The 16,735-nt window shown below is 69.5% G+C and carries 17 protein-coding genes; 11 read left to right on the plus strand and 6 right to left on the minus strand.

From position 1 onward, the window contains the following. The first annotated feature begins 59 nt into the window (after positions 1 to 59). Positions 60 to 518 (plus strand): cysteine dioxygenase, encoded by a 459-nt coding sequence (locus tag OG205_RS40225; RefSeq protein ID WP_330273045.1) that lies wholly within the window; start codon positions 60 to 62, stop codon positions 516 to 518. Here OG205_RS40225 and OG205_RS40230 read toward each other — a convergent pair. Continuing rightward, on the minus strand, positions 499 to 1,143 hold the full coding sequence (locus OG205_RS40230; RefSeq protein WP_330273046.1) for a pyridoxamine 5'-phosphate oxidase family protein: 645 nt from the start codon (positions 1,141 to 1,143) through the stop codon (positions 499 to 501). The two genes, OG205_RS40225 and OG205_RS40230, sit on opposite strands and share 20 nt — an antisense overlap. Before the next feature lie 67 nt (positions 1,144 to 1,210). On the opposite strand from OG205_RS40230, the gene pdxR reads away from it, so the two are divergent. Further along, positions 1,211 to 2,581: a MocR-like pyridoxine biosynthesis transcription factor PdxR gene (pdxR, locus tag OG205_RS40235; RefSeq protein ID WP_330273047.1), complete on the plus strand. Its 1,371-nt coding sequence runs from the start codon at positions 1,211 to 1,213 to the stop codon at positions 2,579 to 2,581. Here the strand turns inward: pdxR and OG205_RS40240 are convergent. Next, entirely contained in the window at positions 2,565 to 3,521 is a 957-nt protein-coding gene (locus OG205_RS40240) for a GNAT family N-acetyltransferase (RefSeq protein ID WP_330273048.1), read from the minus strand. The genes pdxR and OG205_RS40240 overlap by 17 nt on opposite strands. A 57-nt stretch (positions 3,522 to 3,578) precedes the next feature. Between OG205_RS40240 and OG205_RS40245 the strand changes: the two genes are divergently transcribed. Then, a complete protein-coding gene (locus OG205_RS40245) occupies positions 3,579 to 4,628 on the plus strand; it encodes a D-alanine--D-alanine ligase family protein (RefSeq protein WP_330273049.1) in 1,050 nt (349 codons plus the stop codon). On the opposite strand, the gene OG205_RS40250 is transcribed toward OG205_RS40245, so the two are convergent. Continuing rightward, on the minus strand, positions 4,625 to 5,188 hold the full coding sequence (locus OG205_RS40250) for a DUF3515 domain-containing protein (protein WP_330273050.1): 564 nt from the start codon (positions 5,186 to 5,188) through the stop codon (positions 4,625 to 4,627). The two genes, OG205_RS40245 and OG205_RS40250, sit on opposite strands and share 4 nt — an antisense overlap. A 19-nt stretch (positions 5,189 to 5,207) precedes the next feature. Further along, positions 5,208 to 5,441 carry an Lrp/AsnC ligand binding domain-containing protein gene (locus OG205_RS40255; RefSeq protein WP_030467939.1) on the minus strand — a complete coding sequence of 78 codons (234 nt, stop codon included), beginning with the start codon at positions 5,439 to 5,441 and terminating at the stop codon, positions 5,208 to 5,210. 97 nt (positions 5,442 to 5,538) lie between these two features. Here OG205_RS40255 and OG205_RS40260 point away from each other — a divergent pair, with 97 nt between their 5' ends. Genes OG205_RS40260 through OG205_RS40280 form a run of 5 tightly spaced genes read left to right on the plus strand, consistent with a single transcriptional unit; the run spans position 5,539 to position 9,403 of the window. Then, the gene (locus OG205_RS40260) at positions 5,539 to 6,507 is read left to right on the plus strand and encodes a thiamine-phosphate kinase (RefSeq protein WP_330273051.1); all 969 of its coding nucleotides are present in this window, start codon (positions 5,539 to 5,541) and stop codon (positions 6,505 to 6,507) included. Positions 6,508 to 6,563: 56 nt separating this feature from the next. Further along, positions 6,564 to 6,974: a GNAT family N-acetyltransferase gene (locus OG205_RS40265; protein WP_330273052.1), complete on the plus strand. Its 411-nt coding sequence runs from the start codon at positions 6,564 to 6,566 to the stop codon at positions 6,972 to 6,974. A 10-nt stretch (positions 6,975 to 6,984) separates the two neighbouring features. After that, the gene (locus OG205_RS40270; protein ID WP_030479727.1) at positions 6,985 to 7,506 is read left to right on the plus strand and encodes a gamma carbonic anhydrase family protein; all 522 of its coding nucleotides are present in this window, start codon (positions 6,985 to 6,987) and stop codon (positions 7,504 to 7,506) included. Between the two features lie 20 nt (positions 7,507 to 7,526). After that, a complete protein-coding gene (locus OG205_RS40275) occupies positions 7,527 to 8,201 on the plus strand; it encodes a uracil-DNA glycosylase (protein WP_319977624.1) in 675 nt (224 codons plus the stop codon). A 26-nt stretch (positions 8,202 to 8,227) separates the two neighbouring features. Beyond that, positions 8,228 to 9,403, plus strand: a complete 1,176-nt coding sequence (locus tag OG205_RS40280; protein ID WP_330278330.1) for an MFS transporter — start codon at positions 8,228 to 8,230, stop codon at positions 9,401 to 9,403. A 19-nt stretch (positions 9,404 to 9,422) separates the two neighbouring features. On the opposite strand, the gene rpmB is transcribed toward OG205_RS40280, so the two are convergent. Further along, the gene (gene rpmB, locus OG205_RS40285; RefSeq protein ID WP_258947721.1) at positions 9,423 to 9,614 is read right to left on the minus strand and encodes a 50S ribosomal protein L28; all 192 of its coding nucleotides are present in this window, start codon (positions 9,612 to 9,614) and stop codon (positions 9,423 to 9,425) included. A gap of 148 nt (positions 9,615 to 9,762) precedes the next feature. On the opposite strand from rpmB, the gene OG205_RS40290 reads away from it, so the two are divergent. The 3 genes from OG205_RS40290 (at position 9,763) to OG205_RS40300 (ending at position 15,296) form a co-directional block, all read left to right on the plus strand. After that, entirely contained in the window at positions 9,763 to 11,373 is a 1,611-nt protein-coding gene (locus OG205_RS40290) for a DAK2 domain-containing protein (protein ID WP_330273053.1), read from the plus strand. Positions 11,374 to 11,387: 14 nt separating this feature from the next. Further along, positions 11,388 to 13,544, plus strand: a complete 2,157-nt coding sequence (gene recG, locus OG205_RS40295) for an ATP-dependent DNA helicase RecG (protein WP_330273054.1) — start codon at positions 11,388 to 11,390, stop codon at positions 13,542 to 13,544. Between the two features lie 621 nt (positions 13,545 to 14,165). Further along, complete coding sequence (locus OG205_RS40300) at positions 14,166 to 15,296, plus strand: exo-alpha-sialidase (protein WP_330273055.1); 1,131 nt, start codon at positions 14,166 to 14,168, stop codon at positions 15,294 to 15,296. Between the two features lie 4 nt (positions 15,297 to 15,300). Here the strand turns inward: OG205_RS40300 and OG205_RS40305 are convergent, their stop codons facing one another. Further along, positions 15,301 to 16,575, minus strand: a complete 1,275-nt coding sequence (locus OG205_RS40305) for a hypothetical protein (RefSeq protein WP_330273056.1) — start codon at positions 16,573 to 16,575, stop codon at positions 15,301 to 15,303. Positions 16,576 to 16,735 lie beyond the last annotated feature (160 nt).

The following is a 16,735-nucleotide window of genomic DNA, read 5'->3' on the forward strand; positions in this document are numbered from 1 at the left end:
ACCCGGCGATAGTCCCGCGTCCTCTTTTCGCGCACTCGCCTGGTTAGGACTTTTCCACCATGTTCGCCGTTCCCGAGAACAGCGTCGTACTGCCTGAAAACACCCAGCTGCTGCACCCCGTCCGGGTTGCTTTGGCGTGGGCGGCCGACCGCGACCGCTGGAAGCACCTGCTCCGGTACGACCCCGAGGAGCGCTTCTCGGCGTTGGTCGACAAGACCGGTGACCAGGAGATCTGGCTGATGAGCTGGCTCCCCGGTCAGGTCGCGTCGCTGCACGACCACGACCACACTTCGGGCGCGTTCACCGTGGTCAACGGCCTGCTGACCGAGGTCGTGACCACGAAGATCCAGGTCGTGCACACACTTCACGCCGGTCAGTCGCGCGTGTGGGGCCCCGGCTACGTGCACCAGGTGCGCAACGATGGTGTGGATCCGGCCGTGTCGATCCACGTGTACCGCCACGGCACACGCGCCATGACCTCGTACCGATACGACCCGGTCAACGGGCCCGTTCGCTGACGTGCGGCGGGATGGCCTTGTCCGTCTCGTGCGGCACCGGCGCGCCCCACGACTGGATGAGCGGCATGTGCCCGGCCCACACGAGGTTCGCTTCGAGGTCGGACGGCTCCTCGCCAGGCCCGCCGTCGCGCACCTTGACGCTCGCCTCGGTGAGGTCGATCTCCAGCGCGGCGGTCTGCGCGAGTTCCTTCTTGGACGGCCGGCGCGCGTAGTCCCAGCTGCCCGGTGTCACGTGCTCGACGATCGTGCGCAGGGCGTGCTCGGTGTCCTCGGCGATCTTCGCGGTGCCGTGGATGATCGCCGACCGGTAGTTCATCGAGTGGTGGAACACCGACCGCGAGTAGACGACGCCGTCCACCAGCGTGACCGCGACGCAGACCTGCTTGCCTTCGAGCATGCTCCTGATGGACCGTGAGCCCGTCGACCCGTGCAGGAAGATGGTGTTGCCGTCCCGTCCGTACGCGGTGGGGATGAGGAACGGCGCCCCGTCGACCTCCACGGAGAGATGGCACACCATGCCCGCGTCGAGGATGTCGTAGAGCACCTGGCGGTCTTCGACGGCTCGCTTCTTGCCGCGGATCACGGTGCTGCGCGGGGTGGGGGAGAGCTGCACGTCAGAGGTCATGTCTCTACTGTGCGCGCGGAAGTGGCATCATTGAAGCGCCATTTCTGATCGATCTGAGAAGGCCACTTTGGCAGAGACCGCACTTCCCGTCGCGCTGGACCGCGAGTCCGCCGAACCGCTCGCCGTCCAACTCGCCGACGCACTCCGTTCGGCGGCGTCGGAAGGACGGCTTCGCGCGGGCGACCGATTGCCGTCCACGCGCGCGTTGGCCGACAGTCTCGGAGTCTCCCGCACGGTCACTGCCGCCGCCTACGAACAGTTGCACGCGGAAGGCTGGATCGCCGGTCGGCACGGCTCCGGCACGTACGTCACCACGACGCCGCCAGGCCCGTTGCGCAAGCGTTCGCGCAAGCCCGTCGCGCCCGCCATCACCGACTTCGTGGACCTCGGCACCGGCGCGCCCTGGGCTGGTGGCCTCGACCGCGCGGCCTGGCGCAGGGCGTGGCGCGCGGCGGCGGACGCACCCCCGTTGTCCCGTCCTGAACGCGCGGGCCTGCCGGAATACCGCGAGGTCATCGCCGAACACCTGCTGCGCCACCGGGGCCTGGCCGTCAACGCCGACCCGGTGCTCGCGACAGGCGGCACCACCGCCGTGCTCACCGAGATCGCGGTCGCGGTGCTGAAGCGCGGCGACGCCGTGGCCGTCGAGGAACCCGGCTACCAACGGGCGGTGGGCGTCTTCCGCGCCAACGGCCTGAAGGTCGTCCAAGCGGCGGTCGACGCCGAAGGGCTGCTGCCGGACGCCGTGCCGGCGGGGGTGAAGGCCGTCTACTGCTCGCCCGCCCACCAGTACCCGCTGGGCGGCCGCATGTCGGCGGGGCGCAGGGTCGCGCTGGTCGAACGGGCCCGGCGCGACGGCTGGCTCGTCATCGAGGACGACTACGACGGCGAACTCCGCTACGACGTCGCCCCGCTGCCGTCACTGGCCGCGCTCGCCCCGGACGTCGTGGTCCACCTCGGCACGACGAGCAAGATCCTCACGCCAACCCTGGGCGCGGGCTGGATGGTCGCGCCCGAGCACATCGCCACGACCGTGCTGGAACACCGTGACCTGACCGGCACCAGCCCGTCCGCCGCGGGCCAGCGGGTCGTCGTCGAACTGGCCCGCATGGGCGACCTCGGCCGGCACCTGCGCAAGCTGCGCCGCGAGCTGTCGGAACGCCGCGCGCTCATCATCGACACGTTCGCGGACGCCGGCATCGAGGTGCTCGGGGACGACGCGGGCGCGCACGTCGTGGTGCTGTTGACCGGCGCCGAACGGGAACGCGAACTCACGCGGCAGGCGCTCGAACGTGGCCTGCGGGTGGACGGCCTGGCCAGGCACTACGTGAATCGGGCCAAGCTCCACGGTCTTGTCATCGGCTACAGCGCGTGCTCGCGGGAGCAGTTGGTGAACGCCCTGCCGGTGCTGACGGAGCTGCTCACAGGGAACGGCTGACGACGACCACCTCGCGGTCGGTGACGAAGCCCAGCTGCTCGTTCACCCTGATCATGACGGCGTTGGTCGCGTCCGTCCCGGTGTCGACGCTTTCGAGCGCGGGCCGGTCCGCGAGCAACCAGCGCAGCATGTGCGCCTTGACGGCTCGGGCGAGTCCGTGGCCGCGATGGGCGGGCGTGACCATCGTGCTTCCCCAGCGCGTGTGCGCCGAGTCGCCGGGCTGCAGTGGAACGTCGGTCAGCGCGACCACGAGGCCGGTGGCTTCCTCGACCGCGACGGCGACGCGGTGCTCGACACCGCCGGCGCGCGCCTCGGCTTCCTCGGCTCGCACCACCTCCGGCGTCCACTCCGGTGCCCGCAGCGCGGACTCCATGGCCGGCGCGTCGTGGATCGACTGCCGGGTCGCGGCGACCGACGCCAGGAGGTGCTCCGGCGTCGTACCGATCCACCGCTCCAGCCGGTATCCGGGTGGTGCCTCGATCTCCCAGGAAGCCGGATCGGTGCCGGCGAACGTCAGCAGCTGCATCACTCTGGACGCGGCCACGCGGAACCCGCGCGCCACCGCCCAGTGCTCGCCCACGCTGCCCTTGATCACACCCCAGCTCTCGAACGTGTCCTGGCCGCGGGCGCGCAACTCCGGCAGCAACGCGTCCAGCAGCGCGGTGCCGACGCCCTGCCCGCGGTGCGCCGGATGCACCGTGATCGGACCGATGGCCAGCCGTGCGTTCAGACCACCGAGCAGACCCACGGACGTGATGCCGACGCCTTCGCCGTCCCGGCGGGCGATCAGGCGGACCATCTCGTCGAAATCCGGGTGCTTCTCATGCAAGGACGCGATGATCTGCTCCCTGTTCGACGCCGGATGCGCCGCGATCCGCACGTCGGCGTAGGCGTGGAGTTCGGCGTCGTCGTCCAGGTCGAGTGGTTTGATCTCCAGCACGCGACCGAGGCTAACTGGCAGGTGGGCACAATCGCCCAAACGGGTAGGGTCGCCCGCATGACGCAGCGCAAGACGAGGGTGGCCGTGGTCTTCGGCGGCCGCAGTTCCGAGCACGAGGTCTCCTGCCAGTCCGCCAAGAGCGTCCTGCCCTACCTGGACGCGGACCGGTTCGAGGTGGTGCCGGTCGGCATCACGCCGCAGGGGCAGTGGGCACTCGGCACGGACCCGAACGCGCTGGAGGCAGGCGCCGGCAACCTCCCCACGCTGCGCAACCAGACCGTCGCCGCGATCGAACCCGGCCAGGCGCTCAAGGACGTCGACGTCGTCTTCCCGCTGCTGCACGGCGCGTGGGGCGAGGACGGCACGATCCAGGGGCTGCTCGAACTCGGTGGCGTCCCGTACGTCGGGCCCGGCGTGTTCGCCAGCGCCGCCGCGATGGACAAGGTCTTCGCCAAGAAGATCCTCCAGGCCGAGGGACTCGACGTCGGCAAGTTCGTCGCTCTCGACCGCGCCGCGACCACGCTCACCCTCGACGAGCGCGAGCACCTCGGGCTGCCGGTGTTCGTGAAGCCGTCGCGCGCCGGCTCGTCCGTCGGCATCTCGAAGGTGTCCGACTGGAACGACCTCGACGCCGCGATCTTCGAGGCGCGCCAGCACGATCCCAAGGTCATCATCGAGGCCGCCGTGCCGAACGTCCGCGAGATCGAGCTCGCGGTGCTGGAGTTCCCGGACGGCCGCGTCGAGGCCTCGCTGCCCGCCGAACTGCGTCCGGTCGGCGAGAGCGTCGAGTGGTACGACTTCAACGCCAAGTACGTCGACGACTCCTACGAGGCCGACATCCCGGCGAAGCTCGACGACGACATCACCGCGCGGCTGCGCGAGCTCGCCGTCACCGCGTTCAAGGCGCTCGACTGCCAGGGACTGTCCAGGGTGGACTTCTTCCTGACCGAGCAGAACGAGCTGATCATCAACGAGCTCAACACGATGCCCGGCTTCACACCGATCTCCATGTACCCCAAGGCGTGGGACGCGACCGGCATCGACTTCTCGACGCTGCTGACCACGTTGATCGAGACGGCGATCGCCCGCGGTTCGGGACTTCGCTAGGGCGCTGTCTTGACCGGCTGCTTGGGCAGGAGGTCGCGCACCGTCGTGGAGATGTCCTGCAACGGTCCGGTGCCCGCTTCGTCGGGCACCGTCAGCGCCACGTACGCGCCGCGGTCCACGATCACCCAGGTGGAACTGCCGGAACCGGGCAGCTGCAGCCACTGCACGTCGGAGATCACCCGCAGCTGCGAGGTCGCCGACAGTTCGTTCGGCCGCGGCAGGCCACAGCGCAGGACCACCGGATCGTGTTTGGCATCACCCCACGCCACCGTCGCGAGAGGTGCGGGCGAGGCGAGTTCCCGGCGCGGCAGCATGTCCTTCCCGGACGGCAGCCCCACCGGCAGCTTCTCGGTCAGGGTCACGCACGTCGGTGAGCCCGCGTCGGGGGCGTCGATCGAGACCAGTGCGAGGGGACCCGTGCGACCGGGTACGTCCTCCGTCTGGTTTCCGGTGCCCAGCACCAGACCGAGTCCGGCGACACCGATGGCGAGCACGACAGCGAGCCCGACCGCCGCGAGCAGCGGCCGGGACAGCGCCGACGTGGATTCCTGCTGAGTCACCCGGTTATGACAACACGGGCTAGAGATGTACCACCGGGCAGGTCAACGTACGAGTGATGCCCTCGACGTTCTGGATGCGCGCGACCACGAGCTGGCCGAGCTGGTCGACGGTCTCCGCCTCGGCGCGCACGATGACGTCGTACGGCCCGGTGACGTCTTCGGCGGTGGCTACTCCGGCGATCCCGGAAATCTCGGAGGCGACTGCGGCGGCCTTGCCGACCTCGGTCTGGATGAGGATGTATGCATGCACCACGGCGTGCCCCTTCGTCGCGACAGGTTGGGTCGAGGTAGGAACGTGTCACGCAACGTACCCCAGTTGGGGTTCCGAATGCTCAGATTGGGAGGCAACTTTGCGTCCGGAGCCGCCGCGCGACGCGGAGACGGTCGCCGATGTGGGTGAGTTCACTCTCATCCACCGGGTGACGGCCGGTCGGGCGCAGCCGGAGACGACCATCCTCGGTCCCGGTGACGACGCGGCCGTCGTCGCCGTCCCGGACGGACGGGTCGTCGCCTCGATGGACGTGCTCGTCGAGGGTGTCCACTTCAGACTCGACTGGTCGAGTCCCGAGCAGGTGGGCCGAAAAGCGGCCGCGGTGAACCTCGCCGACGTCGTCGCCATGGGCGCGCTGCCGTCCGCCCTGCTCGTCGGCATCGCCTGCCCCGCCGACACCCCCGCGTCCGTCGTCGAGGGGATCATGTCGGGACTCTGGCAGGAGGCGGCGACGGCCGGCGCGGGCATCGTCGGGGGCGACATGGTCAGCTCCGGAACGCTCGTGATCTCCATCACCGCCATGGGAGACATGAACGGGCTCGAGCCGATCACGAGGTCGGGAGCGCTCGTCGGGGACGTCGTGGCGGTCGCCGGACGGCTCGGCTGGGCCGCCGCGGGACTGGCCGTGCTCGGCCGCGGATTCCGTTCCCCGGTCGGCATCGTGAACGCCCAGCGCACCCCGGAACCGCCGTACGAGGAAGGCCCCAGGGCCGCCGAGGCGGGCGCCACTTCGATGATCGACGTCTCAGATGGACTGCTGCAGGACCTGGGCCACATCGCGGACTCCTCCGGCGTGGCGATCGACATCCGCACCGAACTGCTGCCGTTGCACCCGCGCCTGCTCGACGTCGCGTCCGCGCTCGGCGGGGACGCGCGGCACTGGGCGCTCACCGGAGGCGAGGACCACGCCCTCGCGGCGACGTTCCCCGGCCCCAAGTCGGTTCCGCCGAACTGGACGACCATCGGCACGGTCCGCGCGGGCGAAGGCGTGACGGTCGACGGCAGGACCTACGAAAAACCTCCTGGCTGGGAGCACTGGCGCGCGTAGACTTCAACCCCGTGGAACTATGCACGCGCGCGTATGACCATCCAGACTCGGTCAAGATGATCGCCGACCTCCAGCAGGTCTACGTCGAGCGCTACGGCGACGTCGACATCACGCCGGTCGATCCGGCGCAGTTCGCCGCGCCCCTGGGCTACTTCGTCATCGGGTACCTGGACGGCGTTCCCGTCACGTGCGGCGGCTGGCGCGTGAACGACGAACTCGACGGCGCCGCCGAGATCAAGCGGATGTACGTCGTCGACTCCGCACGCGGCAAGGGCCTCTCTCGGCTCGTGCTCGCGCATCTGGAAGCCACGGCGCGCGAAGCAGGGCTGTTGCGGATGGTGCTGGAGACCGGATTGCGGCAACCCGAGGCGATCGCCCTGTACACGTCCAGCGGCTACGAGCGGATCGACAACTTCGGCGTGTACCGGGACCACCCGGAGAGTCGCTGCTTCGGGAAGTCGTTGTAGGTTCGGGCGCATGGCCATCTATGCGCTGGGGGACTACACGCCGCAGATCCACCCGGAGGCGTACGTGCACCCGGACGCGACGGTGATCGGTGACGTCCGCATCGGCGCGTTCTCGTCGGTGTGGCCGCAAGCCGTGCTGCGCGGCGACTACGGGCGCATCGTCGTGGACGAGCGCACGTCGATCCAGGACGGCACGGTCATCCACTGCACCGAGGTCCATCCGGTGCACATCGGATCATCGTGCGTCATCGGCCACAACGTCCACATCGAGGGCGCGACGGTCGCGGACGAATGCCTGATCGCGTCGGGTTCGGTGGTGCTCAACGGTTCCATCGTGGAAAAGGGCGCGATCGTCGGCGCCGGCGCGGTGGTCTCGTTCGACGGCCACGTCCGCGAACGCACGATGGTGCTGGGAGTTCCCGCCCGCGAACGTGCCGGACACGTTGTGCCAGAACAGGCCTGGGCATTCATCGTCGAGAAATACGTTCAGAACATCGCTTTGTACCGGGAGAAGCTCCGTCGGCTCGATTGAGTGAGATAGGGTTCACAGCCGTGGCTCGTCCCCTCAACGAAGTTGTCGAAGCCGGTTGGGCTGAAGCTCTCGCCCCCGTTGCTGACCAGATCGCCGCCATGGGTGAGTTCCTGCGCGCGGAGGTTTCCGCCGGTCGCACCTATCTTCCCGCGGGTGAGAACGTGCTGCGTGCTTTTCAGCAGCCGTTCCACCAGGTGAAGGTGCTGATCGTCGGCCAGGACCCGTATCCGACGCCCGGCCACGCGGTCGGCCTGTCGTTCTCGGTGGCCCCCGACGTGCGACCCATTCCGAAGTCATTGGTGAACATCTACAAGGAATACGCCGAGGATCTCGGGCACCCGTTGCCGTCCAACGGCGACCTGACCCCGTGGTCCGAGCGCGGTGTTCTGCTGCTCAACAGGGCGTTGACCGTGCAGCCCGGCAAGGCGAACTCCCACCAGGGCAAGGGCTGGGAGAAGGTGACGGAGCAGGCGATCAAGGCTCTCGCCGCTCGCGACGCACCTCTCGTGTCGATCCTGTGGGGCCGCAACGCGCGCAACCTGCGCCCGTTGTTGGAACCGTTGCCCGCCATTGAATCCGCGCACCCGTCGCCGCTTTCCGCGCACGCCGGGTTCTTCGGTTCGAAGCCGTTCAGCCGCGCCAACGAACTGCTGGAGAAGCAGGGCGCCGACCCGATCGACTGGAAGCTCCCGTAATTGCCCCGGCAAGACGTGATCTGACGCTGACGGCCGCGGGCGCGGCCGTCAGCGAGTTCGGCAATTCTCTGTCGCTGCTCGTCCTGCTGTTCTGGGCAACGCCGATCAGTCCGTTGCTGGTCGCCGCGATCCTGGTCGCCGAACTGCTGCCGTTCGTGCTCGGCGCGCCGCTCGCCGGAATGCTCGTCGACCGGCTGCCCAACCGCCGCCTGCTGATCATCGCGCTGGCCTTCCAGGGCGTCGCGATCTCGGCTGTCGCGCCGTTGATGGGGCAGCCCGTGTTCGTGGTGGCGCTGGTGTTCCTTTCCGGCTGCGGCCGTGCGATCGCCCAGCCCTGCATCTCCGCTCTGGTGCCGCACATCGCCGGTGAGGAAGAAGCGACGCGCGGGTACGCGTGGCTCAGCACCGGGCGCAGTCTCGGCAGCATTGCGGGCGTCACCGGTGGTGCGTTGCTCGCCGGGTTCTTCGGACACCCCGTGGCGTTGCTCATCGACGGCGGCACCTTCCTCGCCTATGCGGTGATGCTGGCCTTCGTGCGCTCGGAACGCCGTCCGTCACGCACCCACGAGGCACGCCCCAGCGCGCTCGCGGGCATTCGGCACGTGCGGCAGGACGTCGTGCTGTTCACGACGATCGTCGGGCTCGCCTTCTGCGTCGGCGCGGTCGTAGTGGTCAACGTGGCCGACCCCGCGTTCGTGCGGTACGTGCTGCACGGCGACGAGTTCGTGCTGGGCGCGATGCAGGCGTGCTGGCTGGGCGGGATTCTGGTCGGCAACCGGGTGGCGGCGCGGCTGCGGACCGTTTCGCAGGTGGCCCACGCGATCGCTTTCGCCGCGGCCACCACGGGCGTCGGCGTGCTGGTCCCGGCGGCGTTCCCGTTCTTCGCGGCGGCAGGGACGGGCTGGGTCATCGGCGGTGTGTCGAACGGGGTCCACAACGTGGCGCTGAACGCCGTCGTGCGGTTGCGCACACCTGAGGAGATGCGTGGGCGGGCGTTCGCCGCGGTCGGGTCGATGGTGATCGGCGCGAACCTGCTCGGAACGGCTGCCGCAGGCGGGTTGCTGCTGGTCATGGGGCCACGAGCGGTGTTCGCGCTCGGTGGCACGGGAGCGTTGCTCACCGGTGTGGCCTGCCTGGTGTTCGTGCGCCGGGCCCTGAAACGCGAGAAGAGCCCGGCCGAAGCCGAGCTCTTCTCGAAGTAAAAACGAACTGTGGCGGTGATCAGCCGCGCACGACCTTGCCGGCCTTCAGGCAGGACGTGCACACGTTGATCCGCTGGCGCTGCGAGGCCGAAACCTTGGCGCGCACAGACTGGATGTTCGGGTTCCAGCGGCGGTTCGTCTTCCGCTGGGAGTGCGAAACCGAATGGCCGAAGCCCGGCCCCTTCGCACAGACGTCGCACACGGCAGCCACGTCAGCCACTCCTTCAGGTTTCTCAAGCGGTAGGTCTCGCGTCCCGGTGGGCGCGCAAGCGTGCACAAGCCTCAACCGGGCACGGCAACTCAACGAGGGTAACCGGTGGCATCACCTGCGACCAAACCGGGTGGATACTCTCGCCGCCATGCAGGTCATGGATGCGGTCGCGGTGCGCAGATGGGCAGACGCCTGCGTGCGGTCGTTGGACGCCAATCGGGAGTCGATCGACCAGATCAACGTCTTTCCCGTGCCGGATGGTGACACAGGTACGAACCTGCTGCACACGATGCAGTCGGCGCTCGACGCGCTGCTGCGCTCGCCCATGTCGACGGTGGGAGACGCGCTCTCGGCGCTGGCCCGCGGCGCGCTGGCGGGGGCGCGCGGGAACTCGGGCGTGATCCTGTCTCAGGTGCTCAGAGGCCTGGCGGAGACCGTGCAGGACGTGTCGCTCGTGACCGGCACGGCGTTGCGCAAGGGTCTGCACCGGGCCGACGAGCTGGCCACGGCCGCTGTGTCCAAGCCCGTTCCCGGCACGGTTCTGTCCGTGCTGCACGCCGCGTCCGAGGCTGCTCGTGACTGCGAGTCGGACGAACTGGACGACGTGGTGATGGCGGCGTCGCGCGCGGGTGCCGTCGCATTGGCCGATACGCCCCGTCAGTTGGCCGTGCTGGCCAAGGCCGGGGTGGTCGACGCGGGCGGACGAGGGCTCGTTGTGTTGTTGGACACACTGGCCGCGGTGATCACCGGCCAAAGTGTGGAAACGCCGATGGACGCGCCCTTGCTGCCGCGCACGCCGGAGTCGCTGACGACCGAGCGCGAGAGCGGGTCGTCGGAGTTCGAGTACGAGGTCATGTACCTGCTCGACGACACCTCCGACGAGGCGGTGGCCGAGGTACGCGCCACGTTGAACGGGCTGGGCGACTGCGTGTCGGTCGTGGGGGACGGGGCCTCCTTGTGGACCGTTCACGTGCACTGCAACGACATCGGCGCGGCCGTCGAGGCAGGTGTGCGCGCCGGGCGCCCGCACCGGATCACGGTGGCGCGGTTCGCTGACCAGATCGCCGCGCAGGCTTCTCGGTTCGTGCGCGACCGGGCGATCGTGGTGGTGGTGAGCGGCGCCGTGGACCTGTTCCGTGCGGAAGGCGCCGCGGTGTTCGACCTGGCTTCCACTACTGCGACGCCCACGGACCTGTTGTCGGCCATCGTGTCGACGCGCGCGCGTCACGTCGCGGTGCTGCCGGGTGATCCGGACATCCGTGAGGCTCTGGAAGAGGCCGTGGCGTACGCACAGGCCGCAGGGCAGGACGTAGTGGTGGTGCCGACGTTCTCGCCCGTGCAGGCCCTCGCGGCGTTGGCGGTGCACGATTCCTCTCGGCGCGCCGGTGACGACGTTGTCGCCATGGCCGAAGCCGCCGCCGCCACCCGCCGTGGCGAGCTCGCGATCGCCGCGGACGAGGCCCTCACGTGGGTGGGTCGCTGTCAGCCGGGCGATCTGCTGGGCATGCTGGACGGCGAGGTCGTGCTGATCGAGCCTGGCCCAGCGGCGCCGGAGTCGTTGATGGACCTGTCCTGCCGCCTGGTCGACCGCATGCTGGCGGGCGGCGGCGAACTGGTGACGGTGATCCTGGGCGCCGACGCGCCCGACGGCCTGACCGACGTGCTGGAGGACCACCTGAGGGTCACCCATCCGGAGGTCGAGCTGACGGCGTATCCGGGCGGTCAGCCGGACGCCGTGATTTTTGTCGGTGTCGAGTAGTTCAATAGGGCGCGATGATCTCCTTCGACGACAAGCTGCAGCCGTTGCTCGGCAAGAAGACCGCCGACGCACTGGAGACCGGCCTCGGCCTCACGACGGTCGGTGACCTGCTGCGCCACTACCCGCGCCGCTACGACGAGCGCGGGAAGCTGACCGACATCAGGTCGCTGGAAATCGACGAGCACGTCACGGTGCAGGCCGAGGTCCGCAAGTGCCAGAAGCGCCAGATGAAGGCGCGTCGCGGCCAGATGACCGAGGCCGTCATCACCGACGGCACGTCGGAGCTGCACCTGGTGTTCTTCGGCAAGCCCGCGTTCGTCGCCGAGCAGGAACTCCTGCCGGGCACGCGCGCGTTGTTCGCCGGCAAGGTCGGCCGCTACCGGCAGAACCTGCAGCTGGTGCACCCGGCGTTCGAGGTCCTCACCGCGGAGCAGGACGGATCGTCGTTCCTGCAGGCCTTCCTGCCCGTCTACCCGGCGTCGCAGCACATCAACACGTGGAACATCGCGAACTGCGTGAAGCAGCTCCTGGAGATCTGGGACGGCGTGCCCGAGGACCCGCTGCCCGAGGATTTCCGTCTCGAGCAGGGCCTGATCGGCCTGGAGGACGCGCTGCGGTCGATCCACCGGCCGGAAAGCTGGGCGCAGATCTCCGTGGCGCAGCTGCGGTTGAAGTGGGACGAGGCGCTGGCCGTGCAGCTGGCCCTGGCGCAGCGCCGCAAGGCGTCCACGGCCCGTCCGGCGCCTGCCTGTGCGCGCAGGTCCGGCGGCATCCTGGACGCGTTCGACGCGCGGCTGCCGTTCACGCTGACGGCAGGCCAGGTGGAGGTCGGCGAGCAGGTCGCCTCGGACCTCGAGTCGACCGTCCCGATGAACCGCCTCCTGCAAGGAGAAGTAGGTAGCGGTAAGACCATGGTCGCGTTGCGAGCGATGCTCCAGGCCGTCGACGCGGGCCGTCAGTCCGCCATGCTCGCACCCACGGAAGTCCTTGCGGCACAACACGCTCGCTCGTTGACCGAGATGCTCGGCGACCTCGCCCAGGCAGGCCAGCTCGGCGGCGCGGAGGACGCCACGCGCGTGACGCTGCTGACCGGCTCGATGAACACGGCCCAGCGCCGTCAGGCGTTGCTCGACATCGTGACCGGCGAGGCGGGCATCGTCGTCGGCACGCACGCGATCATCCAGGAGAAGGTGGAGTTCCACTCCCTGGGCCTCGTCGTGGTCGACGAACAACACCGCTTCGGCGTGGAACAACGAGCAGCGCTCTCGGCACGCGGCGAACGCGAAAACCCGCACGTGCTGGTGATGACCGCGACCCCGATCCCGCGCACGGTCGCCATGACGGTCTACGGCGACCTGGAAGTCTCGGCCCTGCGCGAACTGCCCGGCGGCCGCTCACCGATCAAGACCTCGGTCGTCCCCGTCCGCGAAAAGCCGGCCTGGCTCGACCGCGCCTTCGCCCGAGTGCGCGAGGAGGTGGCGAAGGGTCACCAGGCGTACTTCGTCTGCCCGCGCATCGGTGACGAGGAACCGGCGAAGTCCGAAGACGAGGACAAGCGCCCAGCCCTGTCCGTGATCGACGTGGCCACCATGCTCGCGCAGGGCCCGTTGCGCGGCCTGCGAATCGAGATCCTGCACGGCCGCATGCCCCCGGACGAGAAGGACGCGGTGATGCGCGCCTTCGCGGCCAACGAGGTCCATGTCCTGGTGGCCACCACCGTCATCGAGGTGGGCGTCAACGTCCCGAACGCCACCGTCATGGCCATCATGGACGCGGACCGCTTCGGCGTCTCCCAGCTGCACCAGCTCCGCGGCCGCGTAGGCCGAGGCAGCGCCCCGGGCCTGTGCCTGCTGGTGACCGAAATGCCGGAGATGACGGCCACGATGGAACGCCTGCGAGCCGTCGAGTCCACACTGGACGGCTTCGAACTGGCCCAGCTCGACCTCGAACTGCGCCGCGAGGGCGACATCCTGGGCGCCGCCCAGTCGGGCCGCCGCTCGGGCCTGAAGATGTTGTCCCTGCTGCGCGACGAGGACATCATCGCGGACGCCCGCACGGCGGCGCAGCAGGTCGTGGACGCCGACCCGGACCTGGCCGAGCATCCGGGGTTGGCGGGGATGGTGGCGACGCTGCTGACGGAGGAACGCGCCGACTTCCTGGAGAAGACCTAGCCGCCGGGACCGCGCCGCGCGGCCGGTGCCACATGTGGGCGCGGTCGAGGCACGGAGTCTGTGCGGCGGAGTTAGGGCCGCGTGTGGGGGTGAGGCGCGAGGGTTCGTGCGGCAGAGGTCGAGCCGTGTGTGCGCGGACGAGGCGCGGGGGTCATGCCGCAGGGTGTGCGCCGCGGGGTCCTGCCCGCGTGTGGGAGGGGCGCGGAGCCGGCGCGTGCCCCTGCTCACCTGGCCGCCGCCCTGCTTGGTCTGCGATCTCGCGTGTCCTGCCACCCTGGCTTGCCCACCCCACACGGCCCGCTACCCCGACGGCCCGCCACCCCGCGACGGCCCGCTACCCCGACGGCCCGCCACCCCGCGACGGCCCGCCACCCCGCGACGGCCCGCTACCCCGACGGCCCGCTACCCCGACGACCCGCCACCCCGCTGGCTCGCCACCCGCCCCGCCACCAGCCCCACCTGGCCTGGCCACGTCCGTCTCCACCCACGCGCCCCGCCACGAGCCCCACCTGGCCTGGCCGCGTCCGTCTCCACCCACCCGCACCCCCCCGTCCACATCACCTGAAGGTGTGCGCGTGCCAGGTGCCGGAATTGTCCGGTGAACTGGGTACGTTCCCACCCGTGCGTCGCATGATCATCACCGCGCTGGCCGCCGCCCTCACCGTCCTCTCCAGCCCGAGCCCGGCCCTGGCGAGCCCCGTCGTGCTGACAGGCGAGGAGTCCCGCTACCCGCACGCGATCCGCCTCGAACACGGCCCGCAGCGCGGCTCGATCCTGGTGGCGCTGCACGGGGACCACGTCGTGGACGTGCTCAAAGCAAGCCGCAACGGCAAGCGGTTCAAGAAGATCGCCGCGTTCACCGACGAGGCCGGCTCGACCGCTACCTGCTGCGGGCACCTCTACGAGCTGCCGCAACGGGTCGGTGACATGCCCGCGGGCACGGTGTTGTGGGCCGGCTCGGCCGGCTTCAAGGCGGAGACCCTCAAGGCGCGGATCTGGCGCAGCGACGACGCCGGCGAGTCGTGGCGGTACCTGTCGGAGTGCGCGCGGGCCCGGCCTGGAGGCGGGCTGTGGGAGCCGGACCTGTCGGTCGACGCCGAGGGCAGGCTCAACTGCTACTTCTCCGACGAGTCGGAAGTGGGGCACAGCCAGTACATCGGGCGGACCGTCTCCAACGACGGCGTCATCTGGTCGGCCAAGCAGAAGGTCGTCGCCGTCCAGCCCGGTTGGCTGCGGCCGGGGATGCAGCAGGTCAAGCGGTTGCCGACGGGCGAGTACTACATGATGTACGAGATCTGCTCGCAGCCGAACCAGTACTTCTGCGAGGCGTACCACCGCACGTCACGGGACGGCGTGAACTGGGGCGATCCGAAGTGGCACGGCAAGCGGCCGACGACGAAGGACGGCAAGTACTTCGCGCACACGCCGTCGATCGTGCTCGCGCCCAACGGCACCGCCACCGGACGTGTGCTGCTCATGGGGCAGATGCTGATGTCCGCCAACGGCAAGGTCGATCCCGGCAACGGCAGGACGATCTTCGTCTCCGAGAACGGCGGCAGGGACGGCTGGTACGAGATTCCCGCGCCCGTTCCGGTGCCGGGGGCACGCGACAACTACTGCCCGAACTACCACCCGACCGGCGTGCCGTCACTCGACGGCAGGGAGTTCATCGGGTTCGCGAGCGACTTCGCGGCGAACGGCAGCTGCCACACGAGCTGGGCCACGAGCAGCCTGCCGCCGTTCCCCGGATGAACCTCTAGTCCTGCTGCCGCGGCTTCGGCAGCTGCTCGGTCTTCTGCTCACGGGCCGGGGCAGGGGCCGCGTCTGCCTCGTCCGCCGAGCCGTCCTCCAGAGGCTTGAGCACCGACATCGCCGCCTCCACCGCTGCCTGCGCGGCGTGGAACTGCGTGGCGAGGTTGTCGTGCGCCGAACGCAGCGACGACTCCTTCTCGGACGCGGCGGCCGCGCGCTGGTCGGCCTCGGCGACGGCCGCGGCTGACCTCTCCTCGGCCTCGCGCACCAGTGCCGACGTCCTGGCCTCGGCGTCGCGGACGAGCGCGACGGCCTTCGCGTCGGCCTCTCGCACGGTGGTCGAGGCCTTCTGCTCGGCCTCCGCGACGGTGGTCGTCGCCTTGTCCTCGGAGACGCGCAAGGTGGTCGCCGCCTTCTCCTCCGCCGCGCTGACCAGGGCGATCGCCTGTGCGGACGCTTCGGAAGAGATCTTCTCGGCCTTCGCCAGCGACTCGGCCTCGAGCTCGGCGAGGGCCTTCTCCGCCTCCGCCTGCCTGGCCTTGAGCTCGTCGTCGAGCCTCTGCAGCGTCTCGACGCGCTTGACCTCGGCCTCGGCGGAGATCCGCTCGGCCTCGGACCGCGCGTCCGCCATCACCTTCTGGTGCTCGGCGGTCAGCGTCGCCTTGAGTCCGTCGTACTCCTTGTCCAGTTCGTCGTGGTACGCCTTGTACTTCGCGTCGAGCTCGACGCGATGGGCGTCCAGGTCCGCGGACTTCTTCTCGAACTCGGCGGTGACGCGCTCACCGTTCGCGCGCACCTCCGCGACCAGCGCCTCGTGCTCGGTGGCGAGCTTCGCCTGCAACGCCGAGTGCTCGGCCTCCAGCTCGGACCTGCGGCCGGCGGTCTGCTGGTCCAGCTCGGCGTGGCGCTGCTGGTAGTTCATCTCGAGCTGCTTGCGGCGCGCCTCGGTCTCGGCGAGCAGCCGCTGGTGGGCGTCGCGCTGTTCCGCGGCCCACCTCTCGGCCTCGCCGCGCGTCGCGGCGGCCTTGTCGAGGGCGTCCTTGCGGATGTCCGCGATCTCTTCCTCGGCCAGGCTCATCATCACGCGCACACGCTCGGTGACGTTCGACGCGCTCACGGGACTGCTGGCGAGGTTCTGGAGCTGGATCTTGGTCTTGTCGAGATCGGCGCGCATCGAGTTGAGGAGCTTGGTGAGCTCCCCCACCTGCGCGGCGGCCGCGTCACGGGAGCGGTTCGAGTTCTTGAGGTCGAACTCCAAGCGGGTGACTCGTTCGTTCACCTGTCGCTGGTTGTAACCACGAAGGACAACGTCGAAATGCGGTGTGCGGGCAGTAGGCTGCCCGGCTCCATCAGCCCCGGCCATATGGCTCACCCTACCGAGATAGTCGCGAAGATCGTCACTCGATCTGGTTAAACCCACTACCGGCCGCAGTCTGACC

The sequence above is a fragment of the Lentzea sp. NBC_00516 genome, assembly GCF_036346835.1.
Lineage (GTDB): Bacteria > Actinomycetota > Actinomycetes > Mycobacteriales > Pseudonocardiaceae > Lentzea > Lentzea sokolovensis.